General features: G+C 71.9%; 15 protein-coding genes. 2 read left to right on the forward strand and 13 right to left on the reverse strand.

What is annotated here, in order from left to right; genetic code table 11:
* Nucleotides 1-100: 100 nt before the first annotated feature.
* Both IE178_RS07115 and aroH read right to left on the reverse strand, forming a co-directional pair.
* Entirely contained in the window at nucleotides 101-1,186 is a 1,086-nt protein-coding gene (locus IE178_RS07115; RefSeq protein WP_193511639.1) for a prephenate dehydrogenase, read from the reverse strand.
* On the reverse strand, nucleotides 1,183-1,545 hold the full coding sequence (gene aroH, locus IE178_RS07120; protein ID WP_184766132.1) for a chorismate mutase: 363 nt from the start codon (nucleotides 1,543-1,545) through the stop codon (nucleotides 1,183-1,185). Before aroH ends, IE178_RS07115 begins: the two co-directional genes overlap by 4 nt.
* 228 nt (nucleotides 1,546-1,773) lie before the next feature.
* Here aroH and IE178_RS07125 point away from each other — a divergent pair, with 228 nt between their 5' ends.
* Nucleotides 1,774-2,169 carry a Rieske (2Fe-2S) protein gene (locus IE178_RS07125; RefSeq protein WP_184766133.1) on the forward strand — a complete coding sequence of 132 codons (396 nt, stop codon included), beginning with the start codon at nucleotides 1,774-1,776 and terminating at the stop codon, nucleotides 2,167-2,169.
* A gap of 25 nt (nucleotides 2,170-2,194) precedes the next feature.
* On the opposite strand, the gene IE178_RS07130 is transcribed toward IE178_RS07125, so the two are convergent.
* From IE178_RS07130 to pyrG, 11 genes are all read right to left on the reverse strand, one after another.
* Entirely contained in the window at nucleotides 2,195-3,223 is a 1,029-nt protein-coding gene (locus IE178_RS07130) for an ADP-ribosylglycohydrolase family protein (RefSeq protein WP_193511640.1), read from the reverse strand.
* Nucleotides 3,220-3,939: an NUDIX hydrolase gene (locus tag IE178_RS07135; protein WP_193511641.1), complete on the reverse strand. Its 720-nt coding sequence runs from the start codon at nucleotides 3,937-3,939 to the stop codon at nucleotides 3,220-3,222. Before IE178_RS07135 ends, IE178_RS07130 begins: the two co-directional genes overlap by 4 nt.
* A gap of 121 nt (nucleotides 3,940-4,060) precedes the next feature.
* Nucleotides 4,061-5,104, reverse strand: a complete 1,044-nt coding sequence (locus IE178_RS07140; protein ID WP_184766136.1) for a pseudouridine synthase — start codon at nucleotides 5,102-5,104, stop codon at nucleotides 4,061-4,063.
* Nucleotides 5,104-5,769 (reverse strand): SMC-Scp complex subunit ScpB, encoded by a 666-nt coding sequence (gene scpB / locus IE178_RS07145; protein ID WP_193511642.1) that lies wholly within the window; start codon nucleotides 5,767-5,769, stop codon nucleotides 5,104-5,106. The genes IE178_RS07140 and scpB overlap by 1 nt, the downstream gene beginning before the upstream one ends.
* Nucleotides 5,766-7,088, reverse strand: a complete 1,323-nt coding sequence (locus IE178_RS35745; RefSeq protein ID WP_438874352.1) for a segregation and condensation protein A — start codon at nucleotides 7,086-7,088, stop codon at nucleotides 5,766-5,768. Before IE178_RS35745 ends, scpB begins: the two co-directional genes overlap by 4 nt.
* 270 nt (nucleotides 7,089-7,358) lie before the next feature.
* Nucleotides 7,359-7,904: a hypothetical protein gene (locus IE178_RS07155; protein ID WP_193511665.1), complete on the reverse strand. Its 546-nt coding sequence runs from the start codon at nucleotides 7,902-7,904 to the stop codon at nucleotides 7,359-7,361.
* Nucleotides 7,901-9,037, reverse strand: a complete 1,137-nt coding sequence (locus tag IE178_RS07160) for a ParA family protein (protein ID WP_184766140.1) — start codon at nucleotides 9,035-9,037, stop codon at nucleotides 7,901-7,903. Before IE178_RS07160 ends, IE178_RS07155 begins: the two co-directional genes overlap by 4 nt.
* Nucleotides 9,038-9,449: 412 nt before the next feature.
* A complete protein-coding gene (gene ald, locus IE178_RS07165; protein WP_229876201.1) occupies nucleotides 9,450-10,574 on the reverse strand; it encodes an alanine dehydrogenase in 1,125 nt (374 codons plus the stop codon).
* Between the two features lie 136 nt (nucleotides 10,575-10,710).
* Nucleotides 10,711-12,765, reverse strand: a complete 2,055-nt coding sequence (locus tag IE178_RS07170; RefSeq protein ID WP_193511644.1) for a tetratricopeptide repeat protein — start codon at nucleotides 12,763-12,765, stop codon at nucleotides 10,711-10,713.
* Between the two features lie 175 nt (nucleotides 12,766-12,940).
* Complete coding sequence (locus IE178_RS07175) at nucleotides 12,941-13,567, reverse strand: NUDIX domain-containing protein (RefSeq protein ID WP_193511645.1); 627 nt, start codon at nucleotides 13,565-13,567, stop codon at nucleotides 12,941-12,943.
* Nucleotides 13,568-13,675: 108 nt separating this feature from the next.
* Nucleotides 13,676-15,325: a CTP synthase gene (gene pyrG / locus IE178_RS07180; protein ID WP_193511646.1), complete on the reverse strand. Its 1,650-nt coding sequence runs from the start codon at nucleotides 15,323-15,325 to the stop codon at nucleotides 13,676-13,678.
* A gap of 463 nt (nucleotides 15,326-15,788) precedes the next feature.
* Between pyrG and IE178_RS07185 the strand changes: the two genes are divergently transcribed.
* On the forward strand, nucleotides 15,789-17,591 hold the full coding sequence (locus IE178_RS07185; protein ID WP_184766144.1) for a glycoside hydrolase family 15 protein: 1,803 nt from the start codon (nucleotides 15,789-15,791) through the stop codon (nucleotides 17,589-17,591).
* The last annotated feature ends 325 nt before the right edge of the window (nucleotides 17,592-17,916 follow it).

Below are 17,916 nucleotides of genomic sequence, written 5' to 3' on the forward strand. Positions count from 1 at the left end.
GCGTGCGGGGCGCGGACACGCCCCGCACCAGATTACTGGCTCCCCGGAACCCTTCTGACAAGCGGACGATCCGGCCCTTCGGGGGAAGGGCCCCGGCGTCTCACTGCCGGATCGCCCAGCCCCTCTCCCGCAGGCCCGCGGTGAGGACCGGGGCCGCCTTGGGTTCCACCATGAGCTGGATCAGACCGGCCTGCTGACCGGTGGCGTGCTCGATCCGGACGTCCTCGATGTTGACCCCGGCGCGGCCGGCGTCGGCGAAGATCCGGGCCAGCTGCCCGGGCTGGTCGTCGATGAGCACCGCCACGACCTCGTAGACGCGCGGCGCGGAGCCGTGCTTGCCGGGGACGCGGACCTGGCCGGCGTTCCCGCGGCGCAGCACGTCCTCGATCCCCGTGGAGCCCTCGCGGCGCTTGTCCTCGTCGGAGGACTGCAGCGCGCGCAGGGCGCGCACGGTCTCCTCCAGGTCCGCGGCGACATCCGTGAGCAGGTCGGCGACCGGCCCGGGGTTCGCGGACAGGATGTCGATCCACATCCGGGGGTCGGAGGCGGCGATCCGGGTCACGTCCCGGATGCCCTGCCCGCACAGCCGTACGGCGGCTTCCTCGGCGTGTTCCAGGCGGGCGGCGACCATGCTGGACACCAGGTGGGGCATGTGGGAGACGAGGGCCACGGCACGGTCGTGGGCGTCGGCGTCCATGACGACGGGCACGGCCCTGCAGTGCGAGACCAGCTCCAGGGCGAGGTTCAGCACCTCGGTGTCGGTGTCCCGGGTCGGGGTGAGCACCCAGGGGCGCCCCTCGAAGAGGTCACCGGTGGCGGCCAGCGGGCCGGACTTCTCGCGGCCGGACATGGGGTGGGTGCCGATGTAGGACGCCAGGTCGAGCCCGCGCTCCTGGAGCTCACGGCGCGGTCCGCCCTTGACGCTGGCCACGTCGATGTAGCCGCGCGCCAGCCCGCGCCGCATCGCGTCGGCGAGCACGTCGGCCACGTGGGCGGGCGGGGCGGCGACGATCGCCAGGTCCACCGGCCCGTCGGGCGTCTCGTCCGTCCCGGCGCCCAGCGCCGCCGCCGTACGGGCCTGCTCCGGGTCGTGGTCGGTGAGGTGGACGACGACGCCCCGCTGGGACAGCGCGAGGGCCGCGGACGTGCCGATGAGTCCGGTGCCGATGACGAGTGCGGTTCTCACTGGGCGATGTCCTTGCGCAGGGCTGCCGCGGCGCCGAGGTAGACGTGCGCGATGTCGGCGCGGGGCTTGTCGGACTCGATGTGCGCGAGGACCCGGACGACGCGGGGCATGGCGCCCTCGATGTCGAGCTCCTGGGCGCAGATCAGGGGGACGTCGACGATGCCGAGCCTGCGGGCGGCGACGGCCGGGAAGTCGCAGTGCAGGTCGGGCGTGGCCGTGAACCAGAGACTGATCAGGTCGTCGGTGTGCAGGCCGTTGCGCTCCATGACGGCGGTGAGCAGCGCCCCGACCTGCTCCTCCATGTGACCGGCCTCGTCCCGCTCCAACTGGACGGCCCCCCGGACCGCGCGTACCGCCACGACGATGCTCCTTGCTGACGTGCGTGTCTGCTTCGGTCATCCAGCGTAGTCAGGCCGCCCGCGGCCGGTGCCGGGCGCTCGCCCGCTGAGACAGGACGGCATGCACGTTTGATGGCACTTCACCACTATTTGCTTCGGCTTCGGCCCTTTCGGTGCCAAGATTGCCGAGATGCTGGAACTGTGTCACCGCCGTGTTCCCTCCACGCCCCCCTTCCCCGGAGTGACGACATGCCCTCTCGCACGACGCGCCGCACGGTCCTTCTCGCGACCGGTGCGGCGGCACTGGCCGCCGGCTGCGGCGGGGACGGCGAGGGCGGCCCCCCGCCGGAATCCGCCGGGCAGGAGCTGGCCTCGACCGCCGACATCCCGGTGGGCGGGGGCACGATCTTCAAGGACCAGAAGGTCGTGGTGACCCAGCCCGAGGAGGGCGACTTCAAGGCCTTCTCGGCCATCTGCACCCACCGGAACTGCGTCGTGGCCGCCGTCGCGGACGGCACCATCAACTGCGCCTGCCACGGCAGCCGGTTCAGGATCGCCGACGGTTCGGTGGATCACGGCCCGGCGACCAGACCGCTGCCGGAGGAGCGGATCACGGTGGAGGGACGTTCGATCCGCCTGGCGTGAGCCGCCGCGTACGTGCCCTCGCAGGTCAGGGGCGGGCGTCCCAAAGCGTCCCGAGGGCCAGCAGGTCCTCGCGGTACTCGATCCGGTCGGCCCACTCGGCCGGCCAGGCGTCGGCACCCAGGTACGCGCCCGCGAAGGCGCCCGTCAGGCAGGCGATGGAGTCCGAGTCGCCAGCGGTGCAGGCGGCGCGGCGCAGGGCGGTGAGCGGCTCGTCGACGAAGAGGAGGAAGCAGAGCAGGCCGGTCGCCAGGGCCTCCTCCGCGATCCAGCCCTCCCCGGTGGCCAGACACGGGTCGGTCTCCGGCGAGACGGTGCGCACGGCTTCCTGGAGGCGCCCGAGGATCTCCAGGCACTCGTCCCAGCCGCGGGCGATGAAGTGCTCGGGGGTCGGGTCCTGGGCGCGGGTCCACAGGTCGCCGAGCCAGAACTCGTGGTAGCGGGTGCGGTTGTCGTAGGCGTAGGAGCGCAGCAGTCCGATCAGCCCGGTCGGCTCGGCCCCTTCGGCGAGCAGCCGTACGGCGTGCGCGGTGAGGTCGGAGGCGGCGAGTGCGGTGGGGTGCCCGTGGGTGAGGGCCGACTGCAACTGGGCGGCGCCCGCGCGCTGTTCGTCACTCAGACCGGGGGCGAGTCCGATGGGCGCGACGCGCATGTTGGCGCCGCAGCCCTTGGAGCCCACCTGACTGGCGTCCTGCCAGGGACGGTCCTCGCGGGCCAGCAGATGGCAGGCCTTGAGACAGGTGTTGCCCGGGGCGCGGTTGTTCTCGGGCGAGCGGTACCACTCCACGAACTCCTCGCGCACCGGCCGCGCCAGCCGCTTCGGCGTGAGCAGCCCCCGGTCCATCGCCGTGCGCAGCCCCTTGCCCAGGGCCAGCGTCATCTGGGTGTCGTCGGTGACGATCGCGGGCCGGGGCAGGTCCATCCCCCGCCACGGGCCGAACTTCGCGAGGATCGAGGGGACGTCGTTGAACTCGGTCGGGAAGCCGAGCGCGTCCCCCAGGGCGAGTCCGGTGAGCGCTCCCGTGGCAGCGCGCTTGGTGACGGTGGTCGTGGTCATGCGGGGCGTCCTTCCGGAGTCGGCCGGAGCAGCGGGGGGTGGAGGGTGGTCGCGGCGCCCGCGCGGTAGAGCGCGGCCGGTTTGCCCCGGCCGCCCGTGAGGCGCGCGGCGCCCGGCACGGCGTCGACGAAGCCCGGGGTGGCGAGCACCTTGCGCCGGAAGTTGGGCCGGTCGAGGGAGGTGCCCCACACGGCCTCGTAGACCTGCTGCAACTCCCCGAGCGTGAACTCGGGCGGGCAGAAGGCGGTGGCGAGGCAGGTGTACTCGAGCTTGGCGCCGACACGTTCCCGCGCGTCGGCGAGGATCCGGTCGTGGTCGAAGGCGAGCCCCCGCGCGCAGTCGTACGGCGTCCAGCGGGCCTGCGCGGCGTCGCTGCCGCCGTGCGCCTCGGGCGCGTCCGGGAGCAGCGCGGCGAAGGCGACGGACACGACCCGCATACGGGGGTCCCGGTCCGGTTCGCTGTAGGTCCGCAGCTGTTCCAGGTGCGGCCCGGAGACATCCGTCAGACCGGTCTCCTCGCCCAGCTCCCGCCGCGCGGCGCTCTCCGCGGACTCGTCCGGCTGCACGAACCCTCCCGGCAGCGCCCACTGCCCGGCGTACGGCTCCTGACCGCGCTCGACGAGCAGCACGTGCAGCGTGCCCGCGCGGATCGTGAACACGGCGAGGTCGACGGTGACGGCGAAGGGCTCGAACGCGTACTTGTCGTAGCCGTCCATGACCCGCACCCCCTTTTATAGTCATCACGACTATAAAAGGGGTGCCGTCCCGGCCACAACCCCCCGCTGTCAGTTCTTCGGCCGGTCCACGCGGGAAGGGGCGTCGATGAGGCTGCGGGGCCTACAGGTCGACCTCCTGCATCAGCATGCCGACCTCGGTGTTCGACAGCCGGCGCAGCCAGCCCGACTTCTGGTCGCCCAGCGTGATCGGGCCGAAGGCGGTGCGCACCAGCTTGTCGACCGGGAACCCGGCCTCCGCGAGCATGCGGCGCACGATGTGCTTGCGGCCCTCGTGCAGGGTCACCTCGACGAGGTAGTTCTTGCCGGTCTGCTCGACGACCCGGAAGTGGTCCGCGCGCGCGTAACCGTCCTCGAGCTGGATGCCGTCCTTGAGGCGCTTGCCGAGGTCGCGCGGGATGGGCCCGACGATGTGCGCGAGGTAGGTCTTCTTCACGCCGTACTTGGGGTGGGTGAGACGGTGCGCCAGCTCGCCGTGGTTGGTGAGCAGGATGACGCCCTCGGTCTCGGTGTCGAGCCGTCCGACGTGGAAGAGCCGGGTCTCGCGGTTGGTGACGTAGTCGCCGAGGCACTGCCGGCCCTCGGGGTCCTCCATCGTCGAGACGACACCGGCGGGCTTGTTCAGCGAGAAGAACTGGTACGACTGCGTGGCGACGGTCAGACCGTCGACCTTGACCTCGTCCTTCTCCGGGTCGACCCGCTTGCCCTGTTCGAGGACGATCTCGCCGTTGACTTCCACCCGCGCCTGCTCGATCAGCTCCTCGCAGGCACGCCGGGAGCCGTAGCCCGCGCGGGCGAGCACCTTCTGCAGCCGCTCGCCCTCCTGCTCGGCGCCGGGGAAGGTCTTCGGGAGCTTGACGTCCTTCCTGTCCGCGTACCGATCGCGGTTGCGCTCCTCGATCCGCGTCTCGTACTCGCGCGAACGGGCCGGGGCGGTACGGCCCCGGCCGCCCTTCTGGGGCGACGGCTTGGCGCCGCCACGCCCGGACTTGGGGCCGTCCTTGGTGGCTCCGGGGCCGACGTCGTAGCGGCGCTCCTCGGGGCGGGGCTTGCGGGGGCGGCCCTGCCCCTGCTTCTGGTCCCTGTTGTTGCCGGCACCGCTGGGGTTACCGCGTCCGCCGCTCTTACCGCTGCCGCTGCTTCGCATCAGAATTCCGTCGTCGTCGTGTTCGTCGGGGGACCGTCGTCCGGGTCCGGTGCGTCCGGATCGAACGACGGCACGGCTTCCTGGGTCTCGGCCTCGATCGCCTCCGCCTCCGGGAGGAAGGGAGCGAGCTCCGGGAGCTCGTCCAGACCGCGCAGGCCCATCCGCTCCAGGAAGTAGTTCGTCGTCGTGTACAGGATCGCACCTGTTTCGGGTTCCGTGCCCGCCTCCTCGATCAGACCGCGCTGCAGGAGGGTGCGCATCACACCGTCGCAGTTGACTCCGCGTACGGCGGAGACGCGGCTGCGGCTGACCGGCTGCCGGTAGGCCACCACGGCGAGGGTCTCCAGGGCGGCCTGGGTGAGCCGGGCCTGCTGGCCGTCCAGCACGAATCCCTCGACGGCGGCGGCGTACTCGGGGCGGGTGTAGAAGCGCCAGCCGCCCGCGACGAGCCGCAGTTCGAAGCCGCGGCCCTGGGCGGTGTACTCGTCGGCCAGTTCCCGCAGCGCGTCCGCCACCTGGCGCTTCGGGCGCTCCAGTATCTTCGCCAGGTGCTCCTCGGTCGCGGGCTCGTCCACCACCATGAGGACCGCCTCCAGGGCGGGCTTGAGGTGGAGGTCCGCGACGGTGCGCAGCCCCGCGGGGACCTCGGTCGACTTCTCGCTCACGCCTTTCTCTCCTCCTTCGGCTGCTCGGGCGGCCGGTCGAACTCGTCGGTGACGGTGGGGGCGGCGTCCCCGTCCCCACCGGTCCAGCGCACGGTCAGCTCGCCGAGCGCGGTCTCCTGGTCGAGGGCGACGGCCTTCTCGCGGTACAGCTCCAGCAGGGCGAGGAAGCGGGCGACGACGGTCAGCGTGTCGTCGGTGTCCGCCACCAACTCTTCGAAACGGGCCTCCCCCAGCTCCCTCAGCCGCGCGACGACGATCCCGGCCTGCTCCTGCACGCTGACCAGTGGCGCGTGGATGTGGTCGACGTACACCTGCGGCTTGGGCCTGGGCTGCATCGCCTTGACCGCGAGCCGGGCGAAACCCTCGGCTCCGATGCCGATGACGACCTCGGGCAGCAGCTCGGCGTGCCGCGGTTCGAGTCCGACGGTCCGGGGGTGGCGCCGGGCCTCGTCGTCCAGCCGGTGGCTGAAGATCTCCGCGATCCGCTTGTACGCGCGGTACTGCAGCAGCCTCGCGAACAGCAGGTCCCGGGCCTCCAGCAGGGCGAGGTCGGCCTCGTCCTCCACCTCGGCGGCGGGCAGCAGCCGCGCCGCCTTGAGGTCGAGCAGCGTGGCCGCCACGACCAGGAACTCGGTCGTCTCGTCCAGGTCCCAGTCCGGCCCCATCGCCCGGATGTACGCCATGAACTCGTCGGTCACCCTGGACAGGGCGACCTCGGTGACATCCAGCTTGTGCCTGGAGATCAGCTGAAGCAGCAGGTCGAAGGGTCCCTCGAAGTTCGACAGCCGGACCTTGAACCGGCCGTCGCCGTCCTCGCCCTCGCCGCCGCTCCCGGATTCCGCCCCGGGCCGGAGACCGCCGGGCCCGGGCGACGCCGGGTCCCCCGCGTGGCGCTCCCGCACCGGGGCCGTGCCCGGCGCGTCGCCGGACAGCCGCTCCGGTGCCGTGCCCGGCCTCCCGGCCCCGCCGTGGGGCTCCCCGCCCGGCGCAAGGCCCGTACGGGGCTCCGTGCCGGGGGCGGGGGGCCCGGGGTGCGAGGCGGCGGGCGGGGCGGCGGGCCCCGTGGCGACGTCCGGGGGCGATGTCCTCGACGATCCGTCCGGCTGGTCGTGGGGCGGCGTCCGCGGCGGGAAGCCGGGCTCCGTGTCCGTCTCCGGCCCGGACGGAGGCTCCGGGCCGCCCGGAGCCGCCCCACCCCGGTCCGGCGCACCCGGGGCCGTCCTGGCCGCAGCGAGCGGCTCCTCGGACTCGGGCCGCCCGTCCACCGGCCGGGGGGTGCCGCTCCCGCCCCTCGGCGGGGGCGTCGTCCCGTCGGGCACGGCCGCACCGGGCGCCGACGTGGGGGTCTCCTGCGCCGGTCGCTCACGGGGCTCGGCGGGATCGGCCGTCTCCTCACCCTCCGCGGGCGTCCGGCCCGTCGGTCCCGGCGCCACGGGTCCGGGCGGGGCGTCCTGCCCGGTCGGCGCGGCGGGCCGTTCCGACGGCGGAACCGCTCCCGGACCCCGGCCCAGGGCGCGGCGGCGGTGCGGCCGGTCGCCGGGGGTGGAGGCGGGCGCGTCGTTCGAGGTCATGGCCTCCGCAGGCTACCGCTACCGTCCGCGGAGGCGTCGTACGAGGATGCTGGCGTCTCCCCGGCTCTCCAGATCGGCGAGGACCACGGCGACCGCCTCGCGGACGATCCGGCCGCGGTCGACGGCGAGGCCGTGCTCGCCGCGCAGGACGAGACGCGCGTGCTCGAGGTCCATCAGCTCCTCGGCGGACACGTACACGGTGATCTTCTCGTCGTGCCGTTCGCGACCGCTGGGCCGCCGCGCCGCCGCTCTGCCCCGCTTGCGCGGGGCCGCGGACGCGCCGTCCGGCGCCGCCTGACGCCGCCCGGAGCCCGCCGCGCCACGGCTGCGGGACTCCCCGGCCTCGGCCGACTCCCGGTCCGCGGCGACATGCTCCGCGCCCTCGCCGTCGCCGCCCTGCGCGGGCACCGACTGCGGCGCGTCCTCCTGGGCCGCCGCGGCGTCGCCCTCCCCGGCGGGAGCGGGGACGCGGGCGTCGCCGTTGGCCTGGCGCCTGGGCGTGGACGCCTGGAGCGCCATCCCCCCTGTCGTACGGAAGAGTTCGTCGGCCCCGGGCAGACTCACTCGGCGTGACACCGGGCGAGCACCTCCCTGGCGAGCTGGCGATAGGCGGCGGCACCGACGGAGTTGGAGGCGTACGTGGTGATCGGCTCACCGGCGACCGTGGTCTCCGGGAAGCGGACCGTGCGCCCGATGACGGTGTGGTAGACGTGGTCGTCGAAGGCCTCGACCACCCGCGCGAGCACCTCACGGCTGTGCACCGTGCGCGAGTCGTACATCGTGGCGAGGATGCCGTCGAGCTCCAGGTCCGGGTTGAGCCGCTCCTGGACCTTCTCGATGGTCTCGGTCAGCAGGGCCACACCGCGCAGCGCGAAGAACTCGCACTCCAGCGGCACGATCACCTTGTGGGCGGCGGTCAGCGCGTTGACCGTGAGCAGGCCGAGCGAGGGCTGGCAGTCGATCACGATGTAGTCGTAGTCGTCCATCAGCGGCTTCAGCGCCCGCTGCAGCGTCGACTCGCGCGCGACCTCGCTCACCAGCTGGACCTCGGCCGCCGACAGGTCGATGTTGCTGGGCAGCAGGTCCATGTTGGGGACCGCGGTCTTCAGCAGCACCTCGTCGGCCGCCATGCCCCGCTCCATGAGCAGGTTGTAGACGGTGAGGTCGAGTTCCATCGGGTTGACGCCCAGTCCGACCGACAGCGCGCCCTGCGGGTCGAAGTCGACGAGCAGCACCCGGCGTCCGTACTCCGCGAGCGCGGCACCCAGGTTGATGGTCGACGTGGTCTTGCCCACGCCGCCCTTCTGGTTGCACATCGCGATGATCTTCGCGGGGCCGTGGTCGGTCAGCGGGCCCGGGATCGGGAAGTACGGCAGCGGGCGTCCGGTCGGGCCGATGCGCTCGCGGCGCTGACGCGCCGCGTCGGGCGCGAGCGTGGCCGCGTACTCGGGATCGGGCTCGTACTCGGCGTCGGGGTCGTAGAAATGCCCCTCGGGCAGTTCGTCGTAGTCGGCGAAATGGTTGTGGGGCGCGCCACTTCCGTCGCCGGCCATGGCGTTCACGTGATGGCCATCCATGCTTCGGTGTGCTGGGTGAGTCACCCCTGCTGTCTGGTGACCCTGGTGGGCTGCGAAGGTGCGCACTGCGACGGAGCCGACAGCAGCGAATCCCGCGGACCCCTGGCCCGGTGCAGGCATTCCTGGTTGACCACCCCCGGGAGTAAATGTCGACTCATTCACAAGTCGTCTTACCTCCTTGGTGACCAGGAAACTTCTAGACAGGTCAGCGTGGCACCATGCCGACGGTTGGCGACTCTATGGCGTGTCGGCCGTCCGCAGCAACACAATCCGCCGGACCCGGCCGGATGTGTCGGCAATGAAACATCCCTCTGTCAAGGGCGTATGGCCGTCGCACGGCAGGTTTCACGGGTGTGCGAATCGGTAGAAGGGTTACGTTCGAGGCGAGTTGTACCGGATACGTGAAGTGACCATACACACACCCGGCCGGACCTTGTCGGGCAAGGTCCGGCCGGGTGCGCGGCGTTGACGACCGATGTTGACGTGTCGCCTTTGCCGGTCGATGACTTGGTCGACTTACCGTCCGGGCGACTCAGCCGAGCAGGGAGGCGAGTTCCACGTGCTCGAGGCCGTGCGCCTCGGCGACCTCCTTGTAAACGACCTTGCCGTCATGCGTGTTGAGGCCCTTGGCGAGCGCGGGGTCGCGGCGCAGCGCGTCCGCCCAGCCGCGGTCGGCGAGTTCGACGATGTACGGCAGCGTGGCGTTGGTCAGCGCGTAGGTGGAGGTGTTGGGCACCGCGCCGGGCATGTTGGCGACGCAGTAGAACACCGACTCGTGCACCGCGAAGGTCGGCTCGGCGTGCGTGGTCGGGTGGGAGTCCTCGAAGCAGCCGCCCTGGTCGATCGCGATGTCGACAAGGACACTTCCGGCCTTCATCCGCGAGACGAGCTCGTTGGTGACCAGCTTCGGGGCCTTGGCGCCGGGGATCAGGACGGCGCCGATCACGAGGTCGGCCTCCAGGCAGGCCTTCTCCAGCTCGAAGGCGTTGGAGACGACGGTCTGGATCTTCGTGCCGAAGATCTTGTCCGCCTCGCGGAGCTTGTTGATGTCCTTGTCGAGCAGGGTCACGTGGAAGCCCATGCCGATGGCGATCTGCGCGGCGTTCCAGCCGGAGACGCCGCCGCCGATGACGACGGCCTTGCCGGCCAGCACGCCGGGGACCCCGCCGGGCAGCACGCCGCGGCCTCCGTTGGCGCGCATCAGGTGGTAGGCGCCGACCTGCGGGGCCAGCCGGCCCGCAACCTCGGACATCGGCGCGAGCAGCGGCAGGGCGCGGCTGGGCAGCTCTACGGTCTCGTAGGCGATCGCGGTGGTGCCGGACTCCAGGAGGGCGTCCGTGCACTCCTTGGACGCGGCCAGGTGCAGGTAGGTGAAGAGGGTCTGGTCCTTGCGCAGGCGGTGGTACTCCTGCGCGATGGGCTCCTTGACCTTCAGCAGCAGATCGGCGGCGCCCCAGACCTCGTCGGCGGTGTCCAGGATCTGCCCGCCCGCGGCGACGTACTCCCCGTCCGGGATCGAGGAGCCGACGCCGGCGCCGCGCTCGATGACGACCTGGTGGCCGTGGCGCACCAGCTCGTGCACGCCGGCGGGGGTGATGGCCACCCGGAACTCGTTGTTCTTGACCTCGCGGGGGATGCCGACCTTCACGTCGATCACGGTCCTTGGCTCAGAGGGTATGGGGATATCACTACACATACCCGGGCACACACGGGCACACCGGGGGAGACCGCAGGAGAAGGTGCGGCAGAGCCAGTCTAATGAAGGTGTTCCCGCTGTCTAGCCTTTCATTGCATCAATCTTCAGCAGAAGCGCTGCGGATTTCGCAGGCGTTAGCTTCTTGTTCCAGCTCGGAGTCGCCTTCCGGGGCCTCCTCGGCCAGAATCCGCTCGGCCGTGCCCCGGTGCAGCGCGGCCGACGCGGGGTCGCCGAGGCGCTCGAAGGAGTCCGCGACCCGAAGGTGCAGCGCCGCCCGCAGCCGGCCGTCGTCGGCCCGGCGTGCCCACTCGAGGGCCTCCCGGCAGGTGCGCAGCGACTCCTCGAGCCGGCCCGCGTACTCCTGCACCCGGGCCAGTTCGCTCAGCGCCCGCGCCTGTGCGGCCACGTCGCCGTTCTTGCGGTGCCCGGCGACGGCCGCGCGCCAGTTGCGCAGCGCCTCGCCGTAGCGGCCGGCGTAGGTGTGGGCGGCGCCGATACGGCCGTAGAGCCGGGCGGCTTCCGCGCGGTCGCCCCGGGCGAGCCGCTCGGCCAGCGCCCGGCCGAACCAGTCGGCGGCCCGGGCGTAGTCCCCGAGCTCCAGATGGGCGCCGCCCACGGATTCCATCGCGCGGCCGGTCGCGTACGGATCGTTCGCCTCGCGTCCGGCGTCCAGCGCGGCCCGGTAGCGCGCCAGGGCATCGGACGTACGGCCGGTGCGGGCGTCGAGGTCACCGAGGTTCAGCAGGGCAGCCGCCCGCTCGCGGGGCAGCCGGCGGCGCTCGGCGACGTCGAGGACCAGGCCGTGGAGGTCGTACAGGTCGCTCGCGGCGGCCTGGGTGCCGAAGTGGGCCACCATGGCCCGCACCAGCTGGGACATCAGGCGCCGGGCCAGGGTGTCCAGCTCCCCGTCGGCGACCGCGACCCGCGCGGAGGCCAGCAGGGCGGGCCGACGGCTGCGCAACCAGTCGGCGGCGGCCCGGGGGGTGGGGAAACGCAGGGCGCGCGGCGTGCCGAGGAGCTTCTCGCGGGCCTGGGGGCTGTCGGTCTCGGTGATCGCCCTGCACGACTGGAGCAGCCGGACGGTCCGCTCCAGCATGCGGGCGCGGGCCAGCTGGAGCTCGGCGGGCCGCTCATGGGCCCTGGCGAGGTCGGCCAGCAGGGGGTGCAGACAGCAGGGCACCTCGTACTGCGGCTGCGAGCCCGCGGCGTGCAGCAGGCCGTGGGCGACGAAGTCGTCCAGAGCTGTGCGGGCGGTCTCCACCGAGCAGCCGGCGAGGGCGGCGGCGGTGTGCGGATCGACCAGGCCGGCCGGGGCGAGGCTGAGCAGACGCAGCATCCGGGCCGCGGACGCGGGCAGCGCGGCGTGCACGAGCCGGAGGACGCGGCCGACGACGGTGCCGTGGTCGGCGTCCGTGTGCAGCTGCTTGGCGAGGTCGGCGACGGCCGCCTTGGGCCGGGCGGCGAGCCAGCCCCCGGCCAGCACCAGTGCGGCCGGCTGGCCCTGGCACTGCTCGGCGAGCCGCTCGGCGGCCCGGGGGTCGACCGTGATGCGGACCGACCCGGTGAACCGGGACAGCAGCTCCACCGCGGACTTGGTGTCGAGGCCGCCGAGGGTGCAGGGGCGGACGTCGGCGATGCCGGTCAGCGGCCCCGAGGAGACGGCGACGGCCAGACAGTCCGGGTTGTCCGGCAGCAGCGCGTCGACCTGCTCGGCGTCGGCGGCGTCGTCCAGCAGGAGCACCACCCGGCGGTCGGCCAGGGCGGTGCGCAGCGCCTCGGTGAGATCGTCCTCGGGGGCTCCTGCCGGGGCGGGTGCCCCCAGCGTGTCGAGCAGCTCCCGCGCGGCGCGCTCGACGGGCACGCGCGTGCCGTCGGGTTCGCTCAGGCGGGCGCGCAGCACCCCGTCGGGATAGCGGTCGGCGACCTGGCGTACGAGTTCGTCGGCCACCGCCGTCCGGCCGGAGCCCGGCCGGCCCGCGATGAGCAGCACGCGCGCGCGGGGCGCCTTGCGGCCGGAGAGGGTGTCCAGTCCCGCGCGCTCGATGTCGGCGCGCAGCTCCTTCAACTCCCTGGTACGGCCCAGGAATCGACCCTCCGGTGCGGCGTCCTGAGCGAGCCGCACACCGCCTGGGTCCACCGCCTGATCCGTCACGGGCCACACTCCCGTCCCACCGCACGCGCAAGCCCGCCGGGACTCCGGATCGGGCGTTTTCCAGAGCCTAGTTCACGCTCTGCGACGTTCCCGGTGGAGCGCGGCGGGTACATCCCCCAATCGGATCAGCCGATCGTCACACCATTGCGGGCACGGGGGTGGGCGGGGGGTGGTTTCAGGCCTCGAACGGGCGGGCCGGCCACGGTGCCTGAGCCGGGCGCAGCGCGTCCAGGCCGTCTCCGTCACGGGCGGCGACCAGCGAAAGGACGCCCACCACGAGACAGTTGTTGTGCAGCTCACCGGCCAGGACGCCCCGGACCAGCTCCGCGACAGGGACCCGGGCCAGTTCCATGTCGGCCTCCTCGTCCTCGACCTCGAAGCGGTCGCCCTCGGCCTCGGACAGCCCCCGGGCGAGGAAGATCCGTACGGCCTCGTCGCAGCCGCCGGGCGTGGTGTAGACGTCGGTCAGCACCCGCCAGTCCTCCGCCTTGACGTGCGCCTCCTCGTAGAGCTCGCGCTGGGCGGCGTGCAGCGGGTTCTCGCCGGGGACGTCGAGCAGGCCGGCCGGGATCTCCCACAGCTTGTGGCGCACGGGGTGGCGGTACTGGCGCAGGACCAGCACCCGGCCGGCCTCGTCGAGGGCGAGGACGGCCACGGACCCGGGATGGACCTGGTAGTCACGGCGGACCACCGTTCCGTCGGGCATGACCACGTCATCGGTGCGGACGGAGGTCTTGTTGCCCACGAACGGGGTCTCGGTCCCCCGGATCTCCCACTCTTCCGGGATGTCCTTGATCGTCATGCCTGTCCTTCCCGACATACAGCGGTCGTGCGTGTGCCCTGCGTGAAAAAGCGGCCGGGGTGCGCACCCTCGCGGGTTCGCACCCCGGCAACCGTACAACCGGGTGTGTTACTTCGAGATCTTCCGCTCGACCGAGGCCTTCACCAGGCCCGCGAAGAGGGGGTGCGGGCGGGTCGGACGCGAGCGCAGCTCGGGGTGCGCCTGGGTCGCGACCAGGTAGGGGTGGACCTCGCGCGGGTACTCCACGTACTCCACGAGCTTGCCGTCCGGGGAGGTGCCGGAGAACAGGATGCCCGCCTTCTTCTCCAGCTCCGCGCGGTAGGCGTTGTTCACCTCGTAGCGGTGGCGGTGGCGCTCCTCGACGTACTCCTTGCCGTCGTACACCTCGCGCACGATCGAGCCCTCGGCCAGCTTGGCCGGGTACATGCCGAGCCGCATGGTGCCGCCCATGTCGCCCTCACCGGCGACGATGTCGAGCTGCTCGGCCATGGTGGAGATGACCGGGTGGGAGGTGGCCGGGTCGAACTCGGTGGAGTTGGCGTCGGAGATCTCCGCGAGGTTGCGCGCGGCCTCGATCACGATGCACTGCAGGCCCAGACACAGGCCCAGCAGCGGGATCCGGTTCTCGCGGGCGTAGCGGATCGCGCCGACCTTGCCGAGCACACCGCGGTCGCCGAAGCCCCCCGGGATGCAGATGCCGTCGACGTCGCCGAGCTGCGCGTGGGCGTCGGCCGGGGTCCTGCAGTCGTCGGAGGTGACCCACTTGATCGTCACGCGGGCCCTGTTGGCGAAGCCGCCCGCGCGCAGCGCCTCGATGACCGAGAGGTAGGCGTCGGGCAGGTCGATGTACTTGCCGACCAGGGCGAGCGTGATCTCGTGGTCGGGGTTGTGGACACGGTCGAGCAGGTCGTCCCAGGTCGTCCAGTCCACGTCACGGAAGGGCAGGTCCAGCTTGCGCACGACATAGGCGTCCAGGCCCTCGCCGTGCACGGTCTTGGGAATGTCGTAGATCGAGCGGGCGTCGGGGCAGGCCACCACGGCGGCCTCGTCGACGTCGCACATCAGCGAGATCTTCCGCTTGATCGCCGTCGGCACCTCGCGGTCGCAGCGGAGCACGATCGCGTCCGGCTGGATACCGATGTTGCGCAGCGCCGCAACCGAGTGCTGGGTCGGCTTCGTCTTCAGCTCGCCCGAGGGGCCGATGTACGGCAGCAGCGAGATGTGGACCACGAAGACGTTGTCGCGGCCGACCTCGTGCCGCACCTGGCGGACGGTCTCCAGGAAGGGCAGCGACTCGATGTCGCCGACCGTTCCGCCGACCTCCGTGATCACGACGTCGACCTCGTCCGTCGCCATGCGGCGGATGCGGTGCTTGATCTCGTTGGTGATGTGCGGGATGACCTGCACCGTGTCGCCCAGGTACTCGCCGCGCCGCTCCTTGGCGATCACCGTCGAGTAGACCTGGCCCGTGGTGACGTTGGCCGAGCCGTCCAGGTCGCGGTCGAGGAAGCGCTCGTAGTGCCCGATGTCCAGGTCGGTCTCGGAGCCGTCGTTGGTGACGAACACCTCACCGTGCTGGAAGGGGTTCATCGTGCCCGGGTCGACGTTCAGGTACGGGTCGAGCTTTTGCATCACGACGCGCAGGCCCCGGGCCTTGAGCAGCATGCCCAGGCTGGAGGCGGTCAGCCCCTTGCCGAGGGAGGAGGCGACACCCCCGGTGACGAAGATGTGCTTGGTCGTCGAGGATTTGGGCGGCATGGCCAAGAGGGGGCTCCCGTGGTCGCGATCTGTGGGTGCGGTTCCGGGGTTTCTCGCCCACCGGTCCACGGGCTACCAGCGTATCAGCGCCGCGCGGGGATGGCTCCCGGCCACGCTCCGCGCACGCGCCGACACCCATGTGACCCCGTACACCGGACCCTCACCCCTTGCTCACTCGTTCAGCGGAGGCGCGTTCTCCGGAGCGGCACACAGATCATCTACATGCGTCGTATCCTGCTCGGACAATCGCTGCCGAGCCCGGCCGGCCTAACGGCACCACCCCCGTCCGTAAGTTCCGGAACAACGTGAGCTCGTCAGTTCGTTGAGCAAGGATTGGCGCTTTTGCATTCACGGCTGAGCGACTGCTTTGCCTCACAGCTCAACGACGTATTTCACATACCCCTTGACCGCACTAGCGACAGCCCCCTTGTGGGGTGACGTGGCCGTTCGACTGGAGTTGCACGTGGCCGGGCGCATCGAAGATTACGCACTCATCGGAGACATGCAGACCGCTGCCCTGGTCTGCCGGGACGGCACAGTCGACTGGCTGTGCCTGCCCCGCTTCGACTCGCACGCCATCTTCGCCGGCCTGTTGGGCACCGAGGAGCACGGCTTCTGGCGGCTGGGTCCCGCGCACGCCGCCGACGCCGAACCGCCCAGGGCGACCCGGCGCGGCTACCGCGGCGACTCACTGATCCTGGAATCCGAGTGGGACACCCCGCGCGGCACGGTCCGGGTGACGGATTTCATGCCCCCGCGCGACGGCGCGCCCCAGCTGATCCGGATCGTCGAGGGGGTCTCCGGCCGGGTGCCCATGCGCTCGGCGCTCCGGATGCGTTTCTCGTACGGCAGGGTGGTCCCGTGGGTGCACAAGCACGAGGGGCGCACGGTCGCCGTCGCGGGCCCGGACTCCGTGTGGTTCGACACCTCCGTCGAGACCTACGGCAAGTCGCTGACCACGTACTCGGACTTCACCGTCGCGCCGGGCGAACGGATCGCGTTCACCATCTCGTGGGAGCCCTCGCACAAGCAGCCGCCGCCGCTGCCCGAGCCGGAGCAGTCGCTCGAGGCGACGGAGGACTTCTGGCGCGAGTGGGTGGAGCACTGTACGTACCACGGCCCCTACCGCGAGGCCGTGGTCCGCTCGCTGATCACGCTGAAGGCCCTGACGTACGCCCCGACCGGCGGCATCGTCGCCGCGCCCACCACCTCCCTGCCCGAGGACATCGGCGGCGTCCGCAACTGGGACTACCGCTACACCTGGCTGCGGGACGCGGCGATCACCCTGTCCTCGCTGCTGCGCACCGGCTACCGCGAGGAGGCCCGCGCCTGGCGCGAGTGGCTGCTGCGCGCGGTCGCGGGCGACCCGGAGAACCTGCAGATCATGTACGGCATCGCCGGTGAGCGCGAGCTCGGTGAGGCGGAGCTGGACTGGCTGCCCGGCTACGAGACCTCCGCCCCGGTCCGGGTCGGCAACGGCGCCGCGCACCAGCTCCAGCTGGACGTCTACGGCGAGGTCACCGAGGCCCTGCACCTGGCCCACATGACCGGTCTGGCCCGCAACGACTACGCGTCCCTGCTCCAGCTGAAGCTGATCCGCTACCTGGAGAAGCACTGGCAGGAGCCGGACGAGGGCATCTGGGAGGTGCGCGGCCCGCGCCGCCACTTCGTGCACTCCAAGGTGATGGCCTGGGTGGCGGTCGACCGCACCATCAAGCTCATCGAGTCCGGCGACGCCGACGGCCCGCTGGAGGAGTGGAAGCAGCTGCGCGACGACATCCACCGGGACGTGTGCGAGAAGGGCTACGACAAGGAACGCAACACCTTCACCCAGTCCTACGGCTCCAAGGAGCTGGACGCCTCCCTGCTGCTGATCCCGCAGATGGGCTTCCTGCCCCCGGACGACAAGCGGGTGATCGGCACCATCGAGGCGATCCAGCGCGAGCTGTCCACCTCCGACGGCTTCATCCTGCGCTACCCGACGGAGGGACAGGACGAGGGCGTCGACGGTCTGCCGGGCGACGAGGGCGCTTTCCTCGCCTGCTCGTTCTGGATGGCCGACGACCTGGCGATGATCGGCCGCGTGGACGAGGCCCGCAAGCTGTTCGAGAAGCTGCTGGCGCTGCGCAACGACCTCGGGCTGCTGGCGGAGGAGTGGGACCCGCGTCTGAAGCGCCAGGTGGGCAACTTCCCGCAGGCGTTCAGCCACGTGCCCCTGATCGACACGGCCCTGCGCCTGACGGCCTCCGGGGCGTACGGGGGCTGAGGCCCGGCTACCGGGGTGCGAGCGCCGTCCGTGTGCGTTCGCACCCCGGGTCGCCCGCCGTGGCCGGGACGTGGGCGATCTCGTCCAGTCCGGCCGCCGCGTGGACGTCCGTCCGCGTCCGGACGGCATCGGGGTCGCCGACCGTGGCCGAGGCCTCGGCCTGGCACGAACGCGTCCCACGTCGGCCCCTCGCCGAGCCACACCTCGCCGTATCCGAGCCGGTCCGCGACCGCTGCGACCCGCGGCGGCTCGTCGACCGGGCTGTCGTCCTCCCGTGCCGCGGGCGACCACGCCGATGTCCGTGGCCGCGCCCCTACCCCTTGGC

This window comes from Streptomyces griseoloalbus (assembly GCA_014650015.1).
In the GTDB taxonomy this organism is placed as follows: domain Bacteria; phylum Actinomycetota; class Actinomycetes; order Streptomycetales; family Streptomycetaceae; genus Streptomyces; species Streptomyces griseoloalbus.